Genomic DNA, 12465 nt, shown 5'->3' on the forward strand with positions numbered 1-12465 from the left:
TCGGCACGCCCCAGGTAACCCTGCGCGACACCGTCACCGGCGATGCACAGCTCACCCACCACACCCAACGGCACCGGCTGCATCAACGCATCGACCACATAGAACTGCGTGTTGTCGATCGCAGAACCGATCGACACCGCCTCCGGATCCTGCGGAACCTCCCACGCCGACGACCAGATCGTGGTCTCCGTCGGACCGTAGACGTTCACCAACCTCCCTACACGCGCACGCAGTTCACGCGCCAGCTCCACCGGCAGCGCCTCACCGCCCACCAGGGCTGTCAGGCCCGCGCCGGCGAGCCCGGACTCCAGCAGCAGCTTCCAGCCGGAGGGCGTGGCCTGGACGTGCGTGACCTCCTGCTCGCGGACGAGCCCGGCCAGGTCGTCCCCGGTCTCGGCGACGACCACGCGGTGACCGCCGATCAGCGGCAGGTAGAGCTCCAGCCCCGAAATGTCGAAGGACACCGACGTGGAGGCCAGCCAGGACTCGTCGGCCCGGGCCTCGCCCAGCACCCGGCGGATGCCGACGAGGAGGTTGCCGAGCGCCCCGTGCGTGACCTGCACGCCCTTCGGCTTGCCCGTCGAACCCGAGGTGTACAGGACGTACGCCACCGCATCCCGGTCGATCACCGGAAGCCGGCCGGGAACTTCGGCCGCCTCGGACACCGAGATCCGCGCACCCGAGTGGATCTCGGCGGCCGTCGCGGCCAGCGAATCCTGGGTGACGAGAACGACGGGCGCCGCGTCGGCCACGATCCCGCCCAGACGGGCAGCGGGGTGCGAGGCGTCCATCGGCAGGTACGCACCACCGGACCTCTGCACGGCGAGCAACGCGACCAACAGCTCCACACCACGCTCCAGCAGCACACCCACCACATCACCCGGACGCACACCCCCGGCCACCAGCCGGTGAGCCAACGCCTCGGAGCGCGCGTCCAGCTCGGCGTACGACAGCGACACACCACCACCGGTGACGGCCACCGCGTCCGGGACGGCCGCGACCCGCGCCGCAAAGAGCTCGGGCACCGTCCCGGCGGCAGCGGCCGTGGAGGAGTCGTTCCACTCCTCCAGCACCCGGGCCCGCTCGTCGGCGGGCAGCAGCACGGCCCGCGCGTCGCCCTCCGGGTCGGCGGCCATGGCCACCAGAACCCGGCGGTACATCGCGGCGACCCGCTCGGCGTTGGCCCGGGACAGGACGCGGCCGTTGGCGGTGACGATGATGTGCCCGGCGCGGCTGGAGACGGTCAGCGGGAACTCGGTCGGGCTGTCGTCGATGCTGGCGAGGTAGTCGACGCGGTCCAGGTCGACCTGGTGGAAGTCCTGGTAGTTGAAGTAGACCTCGATGAGCTGGCGGCCGCCGGCCAGGCGCTGCACGGCGGGCAGCGGGAAGCGGCGGTGCGGCCACAGCTCGACCTCGGCGGCGAAGACCTGCGCGACGAGCTCGGTCCAGGTGGCGGCGACGCCGGCATCGTGTGCGAAGGGCAGCGTGTTGAGGTACATGCCGTAGACCCGGTCCGCGTCGAGCAGTTCGGGGCGGGCGTCGCAGACCAGGCCGGCGGTGAAGCGGGTCTGCTCGGTGAGCTGGCTCATCACCTTGAGGTGGGCGGCGAGCATGACGCTCTTGAACGAGGCGCGGCTGCGGGTGGCGAGCGTGCGCAGCCGGTCGTACAGGTCCTCGACGGGGACCTCGATGACGTGGATGGCGCGCGGCGAGCCGGCGGCCTCGCCCCAGCCGGCCGGGGTGGCGATCGGGGCGTACTCGTCGGTGATCCGGGACCAGTAGGCGCGGTGGGACTCGTCCTCGAGCGCCCGGGCCTCCTCGGCGATGAAGTCGGCGAAGCGGATCGCGGTGGGCGCGGGCTCGCGGACCGGGCGGCCGTCGCGCAGGGCCGCGTACAGGTCGAGGATCTCCATGAGGAGGGAGTGGTGGCTCCAGCCCTCCAGGACGGGATGGCATTCGGTGACCGACAGCCACCAGCCGCCGGTGCCGGTGTCGTGCGCGTACAGGCGCATCAGGGCCGGCACGGAGAGGTCGAAGACGTCGGCGCGCTCGCGGGCGGTGTAGTCGAGGATCGCCGCGCGGATCTCGTTCTCGTCGAGGCCGCGCAGGCTCCGGCTGCCGACGGCCATCTCGGCCTCGGCGTGCACGAGCTGCATCGGGACGGAGTAGCCGTCGAGGTCGATGGAGGTGCGCAGCACCTCGTGGCGGGCGGTGACGATGCGGGCGGCCTCGACGAGTGCCCGGTGGTCGAAGGACTGCTCGTCGCGGATCCGGAAGCTGGTGACGTTGTGGTAGTTGTTCGCGCTGCCGGGCAGGGACATCTCCAGGACCATGCCGGTCTGCACCTGGGAGAGCGGGTAGGCGTCGGTGAGGCCGTCGGGGAGCCGGTCGCGGTCGCCGGGGCGGATCAGCTGGAACGGGCGGACCGGCTCGGGGTTTTCGGCGGGCGCGGTGCGGCCGGTGACGAGCTCGGCGAGGTGGGCGACCGTACGGCGGTCGAAGACGTCGCGGACGGTGACGTCGAAGCCGGCGGCGCGCAGGGCTCCGACGAGGGCGACGGCGCGGATGGAGTCGCCGCCGAGCTCGAAGAAGCTGTCGTCGACGCCGAGGGAGTCGAGGCCGAGGACCTCTTCCCAGACTTCGGCGATGCGCTGCTCGGCGGGTGTACGGGGAGCCGTGCGGGCACCGGGGGCGCGTCGGGCGTCGCTGCCGGGGGCGGGCAGGGCGCGCTTGTCGAGCTTGCCGTTGGTGGTGAGCGGTAGTCGCTCCAGGGTGACGAAGGCGGCCGGGATCATGTACGGGGCGAGGTCGCGGGCCAGGGCCTCGCGCAGCTCGGCGGGGTCGTGGGCGGCGCCTTCGGCGGTGATCAGGTAGGCGACGATCTCCTTGGCGCCGGGGGTGTCCTCGCGCAGGACGACGACGGCGTCGTGGATGCCGGGCAGGGCGGCCAGGGCGGCCTGGATCTCGCCGAGTTCGACGCGGTAGCCGCGGATCTTGATCTGGCCGTCGGCGCGGCCGAGGAATTCGAGGCTGCCGTCCGGGCGTCTGCGGGCGATGTCGCCGCTCTTGTAGAGGCGCGAGCCGGCCGGGCCCCACGGGTCGGGCACGAACCGCTCGGCGGTCAGGCCGGGGCGGCCGAGGTAGCCGCGGGCGACGCCGGGGCCGGCCACGTGGATCTCGCCGAAGACGCCGACGGGGACGGGCTCGCCCCAGGCGTCGAGGAGGTGGACGCGCAGGTCGTCGAGGGGGACGCCGATGGGGTTGCTCGCGTCGGGGGCGAGGTCGGCGCCGGTCACCTCGTAGAAGGTGGTGTGGACGGTGGTCTCGGTGATTCCGTACATGTTGAGCAGGGCCGGGGCGGCGAGGCCGCGCCGGTCCGTCCAGGGCCCCAGGTCCGGCACGGTCAGCTTCTCGCCGGCGAAGACGACGGCGCGCAGGGCGAGCCGGTCGATGCGCGGGTCGCCCTCGGCCGCGGCGACGACCAGGGAGCGGAAGGCGGACGGGGTCTGGTTGAGGACGGTGACCTGCTGCTCGACGAGCAGATCGAGGAACTCGTCGGGCGAGCGGGTGACGGCGGCCGGGACGACGACGAGCTTGCCGCCGTGCAGCAGGGCGCCCCACATCTCCCAGACGGAGACGTCGAAGGCGTAGCTGTGGAAGAGCGGCCAGACGTCCGCGGCGGAGAACTCGTAGTGCCGGTAGGCCGTGGTGAGCAGCCGCAGGACGTTGCGGTGGCTGAGGCAGACGCCCTTGGGCTTGCCGGTGGAGCCCGAGGTGTAGATGACGTAGATCAGCTGATCCGGGTGGCCAGCCAGCGCCGGATTCGCAGCCGGAAGGCTCTGCCAGTGCTCCGAGCCGGTCTCTCGGTCGAGTACGACGAGCGGGCCCTCATGAATCTCCTCGATCATCGGGGCGTGGCGGGTCTCGGTGAGGACGGCGAGGGCGCCGGCGTCCTTGAGGACGTAGCCGAGACGGTCGGCCGGGTTGGCCGGGTCGAGCGGGAGGTAGCCGGCGCCCGACTTCAGGACGCCGAGGAGTGCGGGCATCAGCTCGGGGCCGCGCTCCAGGCAGACGCCCACGAGGGTGTCGGGGCCGGCGCCGAGGGTGCGCAGGTGGTGGGCGATGCGGTTGGCGCGGGCGTTGAGCTCGGCGTACGTGAGCTCGTGCCCGTCGGCCGTGACGGCGACCGCGCCGGGGGTGGCGGCCACCTGGGCCTCGAACACCTCGTGGACGAAGCGCGGGTCGGGAGCCTCCTCGGGCGCGGGCTGGATGACCAGGGCCCGCTCGGCGGGGGCGAGCATGTCGAGTGCGGACAGCCGGGCGGCCGGGTCGGCGGCGATGGCGTGCAGCAGGCGGCCGAAGTGGTCGGCGAGGCGCTGCGCGGTGGCGGCGTCGAAGAGCGCGGTGGGGTACTCGAAGCGGCCGCGCAGGGTGCCGTCCGGGATCTCCTCGACCAGGAGCTGGAGGTCGAAGCGGGCGGTGTCGGCGGGGGTCTCGAACGGCTCGACGGTGATGCCGGGCAGGTCGTAGGCGGCGGTGCGGGACTCGTGGAGGGTGAAGGCGGCCTGGAAGAGGGGGGTGCGGGAGAGGTCGCGCTCGGGCTGCAGGGCGTCGACGAGGCGGGCGAAGGGCATGTCCTGGTGGTCGAAGGCGTCCAGGACGTCGACGCGGCTGCGCTCCAGCAGGCGGCTGAAGCGCGGGTCGCCGTCCCAGCTGCCGCGCAGCACCAGGCTGTTGATGCCGTAGCCGATGAGCTGCTGCAGTTCGGGCCGGGTGCGGCCGGAGACCACGGTGCCGACCGCGATGTCACTGGTGCCGGTGTACTTGGCGAGGAGCGTCTGGTAGGCGGTGAGCAGCACCGTGAAGAGGGTGGTGCGGTGCTCGGTGGCGAGTTCGCGCAGGGACGCGGCGAGCTTTTCGGGCAGGTCGAGGGTGACGGCCGCGCCGGCGGAGCTGCGGAGGGCGGGGCGGGGGCGGTCGGCGGGCAGGTCGAGGGGGGCGACGCCGTCGAGCCGGTCGCGCCAGTAGGCGAGGTGCTGGTCGAGGGCAGGTCCGTCGGCAAGCGCAGTGTTCTTCTGCTGCCAGGCCGCGAAGTCGGCGTACTGGACGGCCAGTTCGCCGGCCGGGCGGGAGCCGCGGTAGTAGGCGGAGAGGTCCTGGGCGAAGATCTGCGTGGACCAGGCGTCGCAGGCGATGTGGTGGAAGACGAGCACGAGGACGTGCTCGGTGGCGGAGAGCCGGACGAGGCGGACCCGCAGCGGCCATTCGGCGGCGAGGTCGAAGGCTTCCCGGGCGTACTCGGCCGTGAGCTGACGGGCGACGCCCTCCCGGTCGGCGGCGGGCAGCGCGGCGAGGTCCTCGACGAGGAACGGCACCGGCCCGGGCTCGTCGACGAGCTGCGCGGGCTCGTCGCCGAAGAGGTCGTAGCGGGTGCGCAGCACCTCGTGGCGGGCGACGACCTGGTCCACGGCGGTGCGCAGGGCGTTCTCGTCGAGGTCTCCGGTGAGCCGGATCGCGAGCGGGACGAGGTATTCGGGGCTCTCCGGCTCCAGCCGGTTCAGGAACCACATCTGCTGCTGTCCGGCGGACAGGGGCAGCGGCAGGCCGCGGTCGACGCGGGGGATCTCGCGGCGGCCGGCGGCGCCGGCACGTCCGGCGGTGAGTCTGCGGAGCAGCTCAGCGCGGAGCTGGTCGGGAGTCTGGGTACGCTCGGCGCTGGTGGTCATGCCTGGTGCTCCTTCAGCTGCGTGGAGACGGAGAAGTCGTGGGTGGGGGCGGCCGGGTCGGCGGCGGCGAGCTCGGCCTGGACCAGCGCCTCGACGGCGCGGGCGAGTCCGGCGACGCTGGGGCCCTCGAAGATGGCGCGGAGCGGCAGGGAGACGAGGAACTCGGCCTGGATCCGGGAGATCAGGCGGATGCCGAGGATCGAGTTGCCGCCGCTCTGGAAGAAGTCGTCGTGCACGTCGGGCTCGACGCCGAGCAGTTCCTGCCAGATCGAGGCGATGTGCTCCTCGACGATGTCGCGGGGGCCGGTGCGGCCGGTGTCGCCGTCGGCCTGCGCCTCGGCGGGGTCGGGCAGCCGGCCGCGGTCGAGCTTGCCGTTCGCGGTGAGCGGGATGGCGTCGAGGGCGACGTACGCGCTGGGCAGCATGTAGTCGGGCAGCAGCCGGGCGCAGTGCGCGGTGAGTTCGGCGGTGTCGGGCAGTTCCCCGTCGGCGGGGACCAGGTAGGCGGTCAGGCCGCGGTCGGCGGTGACGGCCGCGTCGCGGACCTTGGGGTGGGCGGTGAGGACGGCCTGGATCTCGCCGGCCTCGACGCGGAAGCCGCGGACCTTGATCTGGTGGTCGGCGCGCCCGAGGAAGGTGACGGTGCCGTCGGGCAGCTGGCGGGCCAGGTCGCCGGTCCGGTAGAGGCGGGAGCCGGCCGGGCCGTACGGGTCGGGCAGGAACTTCTCGGCGGTCAGGCCCGGGCGGCCGGTGTAGCCGCGGGCGACGCCGGTGCCGCCGACGTGGAGTTCGCCGATCGCGCCGAGCGGCACGGGGCGCAGCTCCGGGTCGAGGACGTACATCGACAGGCCGGGCAGCGGGCGGCCGATGGGGACGACTCCGTTCTCGGGGGCGTCCACGGGGTGGATGCAGGTGCCGACGGAGCATTCGGTGGGGCCGTACTCGTTGATCAGCCGGCCGGGCCCGAGGAGTTCGAGCCAGCGGGTGGCGGCCGCGCCGGGGAAGGCTTCGCCGGCGACGAGCACGGTCCGCGCCAGGCTCTCGGCCTGCTCGTCGGTGAGCTGCTGGGACAGGATGTCGAGGTGGCCGGGGGTGAGTTTGACGAAGCTGTACGGGGCGCCCTGCGCGAGGGTGCTGCCGAGGTCGGCGAGGTCGAGTGAGGCGGGCAGGATGTGCAGCGGCTGGCCGGCCACGAGCGGCGCGTACAGGTTCGGCACGACCAGGTCGAAGGCGGTGGAGGAGAAGAGGGCGGCGCCCCCGCCGTGGCTGCCGGCGAGGTCGCGGGCGGCCCAGGCGACGTGGTTGGCGAGGCCCCGCTGCTCGACGGCGACGCCCTTGGGGCGGCCGGTGGAACCGGAGGTGAAGATCGTGTAGGCGACGGCGAGCGGGTCCTGGCGGCGCGGCGGCCGGGTGCTCGGCAGTGCGTCGAGCACGGCCCGGTCGCGGTCGACGACGACGAGCTCACCGGGGAAGACGGGAGCCATGCGCACGGCGTGGTCCGCGGTGGTGACCAGGACCCGGGCGCCCGCGTCGGCGAGCATTCCCGCGAGCCGCTCGGCCGGGTGGGCGGGGTCCAGGGGTACGTAGCCGGCGCCGGTCTTCCAGCTGCCGAGGAAGGCGGCCAGCAGGTCGGGCCCGCGGTCGAGCAGTACGCCGACCAGGTGCTCGGTGGTGGCGGCGGACTGGCGCAGCCGCCAGGCGAGGCGGTTGGCCCGGGCGTCGAGCTGGGCGAAGGTCGTGCTGCGGCCGTCGTGGCGCAGGGCGGTGGCCTCGGGGCGTTCCGCGGCCCGCGCCTCGAACAGGTCGAGGACGGTGGCCTCGGCGGGCTCGGCGACCGTGGTGTGGGCGGCGGTGTTCCACTCGACGAGCTGGCGGTGGCGCTCGGCGGCTCCGGTCAGCTCCAGTGCGCCGAGCGGGGTGGCCGGGTCGGCGACGGCCGCGGCGAGGAGGCGGACGAAGTGGTCCACCAGGCGCTGCGCGGTGGCGTCCTCGAACAGTGAGGTCGCGTACTCCAGGACGCCGGCGAGGGTGCCGTCGGGGCGGCGGCGCAGGAAGAGGGTCAGGTCGGTCTTGGCGATCCGCCAGGCCTGCCGGAAGGTCTCCAGGTCGTCCAGGTCGGCGCCGCCGGTGGTCAGCGTCTCGTCGTGCAGGTCGAAGGCGGCCTGGTAGACGGGCGTCCGGGAGAGGTCACGGTCGCCCTGGACCTCCTCGACCACCCGCTCGAAGGGCGCCTCCTGGTGGCCGAAGCCGGCCAGGGTGACCTCGCGGACCCGGTCCAGGGCCTCGCCGAAGCCCAGGCCGGGGGTGAGGCCGGCGCGCAGGGCGAGGGAGTTGAGGAAGAAACCGACCAGGTTGGCTGTTTCGGGGCGGCCGCGGCCGGCGACGGGGGTGCCGACGGTGACGTCCCATTCGCCGCCGTGCCGGGCGAGCAGGGTCGCGTACCCGGTGAGCAGGGTCATGAAGGGGGTCGCACCGTGGCGGCGGCCCAGTTCGGCCAGCGCGTCGGCGGTCTCGGCGGGGATCACCACGGGGACGACGGCGCCCCGGTGGTCGCGCTCGGCCGGGCGCGGGTGGTCGGTGGCCAGGGCCAGCGGGGAATGCCCGTCGAGGGCGCCCCGCCAGTACGCGAGGTCGGCGGCCAGGGTCTCCTCGGTGAGCGCGGTGCGCTCCCAGGCGGCGTAGTCGGCGTACCCGAGGGCGAGTTCGGGCAGCTCGGGGGCGCGCCCGGCGGCGAAGGCGGCGTACAGCTCGCCGAACTCCCGCTCCAGCAGCGCGGAGGACCAGCCGTCGCAGGTGATGTGGTGCAGGGCGATCACCAGCACCGGGCCGCGGCCCTCGACGCGGACCAGCAGGGCCCGCCACAGCGGTCCGTCCTGGAGGTCGAAGCCGCGGCCGAAGTGCCCGGCGACCAGGGCGCCGAGTCCCTCGCGGGTGGCGGTGGTCTCGGCGAGCTCGACGGGGCCGGGGGCGACGATCCGCTGGCCGCTCTCGTCGGCGTCGGCCGGGTAGCGGGTGCGCAGCGCCTCGTGGCGCACTTCGAGCGCGTCCAGGGCGCGCTGGACGAGCGCGGTGTCGGCGGCCTCGGGCAGGCCGATGATGAGCGGGGAGACCCACTCGGCGCCGCCGGGGTTCATCCGGTCCTGGAAGTGCAGCCGGCGCTGGCCGAAGGAGAGCGGCAGGACCCCGGAGCGGTCGACGGGGACCAGCGCGGGCCGGACCCCGGCGGCGGTCAGCAGGGCGGCCTGCGCCTCGACGGTGGCGGAGGTGAACAGCTCGGCCGGGGTGACGTCCTTGCCGGTGGCCTCGCGCAGCCGGGCCGCGAGCCGGGTGATGAGCAGGGAATCGCCGCCGAGGCGGAAGAAGTCGTCGTGGAGGCCGACCCGTTCGACGGGCAGCAGCCCCTGCCAGACCTCGGCGACGATCCGCTGGGCCTCGGTGCGCGGGGCGGTGTACGGCCGGTCGGCGTCGTCCTGGACGGGGCTGGGCAGGGCGGCCCGGTCGAGCTTGCCGTTGGAGGTGAGCGGGAAGGCGGCGAGCGGGATCAGCACGGTCGGTACGAGGGCCTCGGGCAGCAGCCCGCGCAGGAAGGTGCGCAGGTCGGCGGGGAGTTCGGCGTCCGCGGTGGTGAGGTGGGCGGTCAGCCGCTTGGCTCCGTCGGCGCCTTCGGGGGCGGTGACCACGGCGCCGGTGACCTCGGGGTGGGCGAGCAGCGCGGCCTCGACCTCGCCGGGCTCGATGCGCACGCCGTTGACCTTGACCTGGTGGTCGGCGCGGCCCCGGTACTCCAGGGTGCGGTCGGCGCGCCAGCGGACCAGGTCGCCGGTGCGGTAGAGCCGGCCGCCCGCGGAGCCGTACGGGTCGGGCACGAAGCGCTCGGCGGTCAGGTCGGGGCGGCCGAGGTAGCCGCGGGCCAGGCTGGTGCCGCCGATGTGCAGTTCGCCGGGGACGCCGACGGGCACCGGGCGGCCCTGCTCGTCGAGGACCAGCAGGCGGGTGCCGGGCAGCGGACGACCGATCGGGACGGGGCCGCTCGCCTGCGCGGGGTCGTAGGGCTGGGCGGTGACGTCGATGGAGCACTCGGTGGGCCCGTACGTGTTCCAGACGGCCAGCCGCTCGCCGTGGCCGTCCAGGGCGCGCCGGCACAGCTCGGCGTGGAGCGGCTCGCCGGCGCTGAACAGCAGGCGCAGCGCCGTCAGTTCGCGCCAGCCCGGCTCGGCGACGAGCAGCCGCAGCACGGAGGGCACCACCTGGAGCACGGTGGCCCCGAGCCGGGCGGCGGCGGCCACCAGTGCCTGGGGGTCGCGCTCGGCGCCGACCGGGGCGAGCGCGACGGCGCCACCGCTGACGAGCGGGCCGAAGACCTCCCAGCAGTGGGCGTCGAAGCCGATGGCGGTCTTGTGCAGCACCCGGTCGCCGGCGCCGAGGCCGTGCGTGCGCACCGTCCACAGCACGCGGTTGGCGATGCCCGCCTGGGTGACCTGGACGCCCTTGGGGCGGCCGGTGGAGCCCGAGGTGTGGATGACGTACGCGAGGTGGCCGCTCTGAGCCTCGGCCCGCGGGGCGGTGTCCGGCAGGGAGGCGATCAGCTCCCACTCGGCGTCCAGGTCCACCTGGGGGGCGCCGAGTTCGGTACCGGCGGCCCGGCCGGCGGTCAGGACCACCGCGGGACGCGCCTCGGCGACCAGCGAGCGCAGCCGCTCGGCCGGGTGCGCCGGGTCGAGCGGCAGGTAGGCGGCGCCGGTCTTCCAGACGGCGAGCAGCGAGACGACGAGCGAGGCGGAGCGCTCCAGGTGGACGCCGACCAGGGTGTCGGGGCCGACGCCGAGCCGGGTCAGGCGGTGCGCGAGGCGGTTCGCGGAGGCGTTCAGGTCGGCGTAGGTCAGCGGGGCCCGGCCGTCGGCGAGGACGGCGGGGGCGTCGGGGGTGTGCAGCGCTTGCTGGGCGACCAGCTCGGCGAGGGTCGAGCCGGCGTCATTCTGACGGGTCTGCGGAGTCATCTCTCTGGTCCTCTTGATGAGTTGACGGGCCGGCTCGAATCGGATGTGGCCGACTGCGTGCGTGTGGCTGCGTGGGAAGTGCTGCGCGGAAAGTGCTGCGCCGGCCCGGGCGGGGGCGGCCGGGCCGGCGCGGTCTGTGCGGTGGGGGGTGAGGGAACGGGAAGGGCGAGCGAGACGGGGCGGGGGTGGGTCAGGAGGCGTTGGCGAGGGCGTCGCCGGCGGCCGCCTGCTCCATCCGGCGGCGCAGGCTCAGCGGACGCATGTCGGTCCACACCTCGCCGATCCGGTCCAGGCAGGCCTCCTTGGACCCCTCGAAGCCCTCCGCGTGCCAGCCGGCCGGCAGGTCGCGGTCGGCCCACCACACCGAGTACTGCTCCTCGTCGTTGCGGACCACGCGGTAGGTGCGCTCGTCGGTCTGGACGTCACTCATGTCGGTCTCCATAGCGGTTGGGATGTCCGTGGATGCGCGCGGAACCACGCGCGTTCACGTGGGCCGGGCGGAGTTGCGTACGACTCTGCGAGGAGTCGCTATATCGACCCCATACGGGGTCCAGCGGCACGAACTCGCAGGTCATTGAGGTGTTCGAGGCTCTTGAGGGTGCGCTCGGCATCGACCCCGAAGTCGATGAGGCAGCCCACTTCGTCGATGCCCAGCGCCTCCAGCCGCTCGACGACGGCGAGGCCGCGCTCGACCGTGCCGAACATGCCCTGGCGGTCGTAGAACCGCTCGAAGGCCCGCTCGACGAGGTAGTCCACGTCGGACTCCTGCACGCTCTGCGGGTCGAAGGTGCCGCGGTCGGAGTTGACCGTGCCCGACAGCAGGCCGAAGGAGGTCTTCAGGTACGCGGAGAGCGAGGGGCGCACGAGCTCGCGCACCTCCTCCGTGTCGGTGCCGAGGAAGGTGTGCAGCATCAGTACGACGTGTCCGGGCTTGTCGCCGTGGTGCTCGCGCAGCGCGGCCCGGTAGACGGCGAGCTTCCCGGCGAGTTCGTCGAGGTCCTGTCCGAGCAGGTGGGTCAGTACCCCGGCGCCGAGTTCGCCCGCGGTGCGGAAGGTGTCGGCGCTGCCCGCGCTGGTGATCCACACGGGCAGTTCGGGCTGGACGGCCGGCGGGTAGACCCGTACGGCCGCGTCCTTGCCCTTGCCGTCTGCGAGGGTGATGCTCTCGCCCCGCCACAGGGCGCGTACGGACTCCACCGTCTCGGTGAGGAGTTCCTTGCGGCGCGCGTGGGCCTCGGGGCGCAGGACGAAGTCGGTGGGGTGCCAGCCGGAGGCGAAGGACACCCCGGCCCGGCCCGCGGAGAGGTTGTCGACGACCGACCAGTCCTCGGCGATGCGCAGCGGGTGGCCGAGCGGGGCGACGACGCTGCCTGCGCGGATGCCGATGCGCTCGGTGACCGCGGCGAGGGCGGCGCCGGTGACGGCCGGGTTGGGGTAGAGGCCACCGAAGGGGTGGAAGTGCCGCTCGGGCGTCCACACCGCCGTGAAGCCGTTGCGGTCGGCGAACTTGGCGCCCTCCAGGAGGAGTTCGTAGCGCCCGGCATCGCCGGAATCGGTGCTGTCGTTGGCGAAGTAGAACAGACTGAAGTCCACCCCGGCTCCTTCGGATCGGCTCGGCGGTCGTGTGTTGATCGGCGAGCACGACGCTAGGGAGCCGGGGTTTTACCGCGTTATCGAATCCATTTTCGGCCAGCGGCCGATCCGGAACGGACGCACGGACGCCCGCGGCACGCATGGCGTGC

General features: G+C 73.7%; 4 protein-coding genes. All 4 read right to left on the reverse strand.

Annotated elements, in window-relative coordinates; translation table 11 throughout:
• On the reverse strand, nt 1-5726 hold a 5726-nt coding region (locus tag ACFWB8_RS35165), incomplete at its 3' end, for an amino acid adenylation domain-containing protein (RefSeq protein WP_385236768.1).
• A complete protein-coding gene (locus ACFWB8_RS35170) occupies nt 5723-10723 on the reverse strand; it encodes an amino acid adenylation domain-containing protein (RefSeq protein ID WP_385236771.1) in 5001 nt (1666 codons plus the stop codon). The genes ACFWB8_RS35170 and ACFWB8_RS35165, both read right to left, overlap by 4 nt.
• A gap of 190 nt (nt 10724-10913) precedes the next feature.
• Nucleotides 10914-11153 carry an MbtH family protein gene (locus tag ACFWB8_RS35175; protein WP_385236773.1) on the reverse strand — a complete coding sequence of 80 codons (240 nt, stop codon included), beginning with the start codon at nt 11151-11153 and terminating at the stop codon, nt 10914-10916.
• A gap of 98 nt (nt 11154-11251) precedes the next feature.
• On the reverse strand, nt 11252-12316 hold the full coding sequence (locus tag ACFWB8_RS35180) for a MupA/Atu3671 family FMN-dependent luciferase-like monooxygenase (RefSeq protein WP_385236776.1): 1065 nt from the start codon (nt 12314-12316) through the stop codon (nt 11252-11254).
• Between the last annotated feature and the right edge of the window lie 149 nt (nt 12317-12465).

Origin of the sequence: Streptomyces sp. NPDC060031 (genome assembly GCF_042736805.1) — a bacterium.
GTDB lineage: Bacteria > Actinomycetota > Actinomycetes > Streptomycetales > Streptomycetaceae > Streptomyces.

Excerpts from the sequence above, each read along its gene's own strand:
- ACFWB8_RS35170 (WP_385236771.1), bottom strand. The coding sequence starts at position 10,723 with ATGACTCCGCAGACCCGTCAGAATGACGCCGGCTCGACCCTCGCCGAG.
- ACFWB8_RS35175 (WP_385236773.1), bottom strand. The coding sequence starts at position 11,153 with ATGAGTGACGTCCAGACCGACGAGCGCACCTACCGCGTGGTCCGCAAC.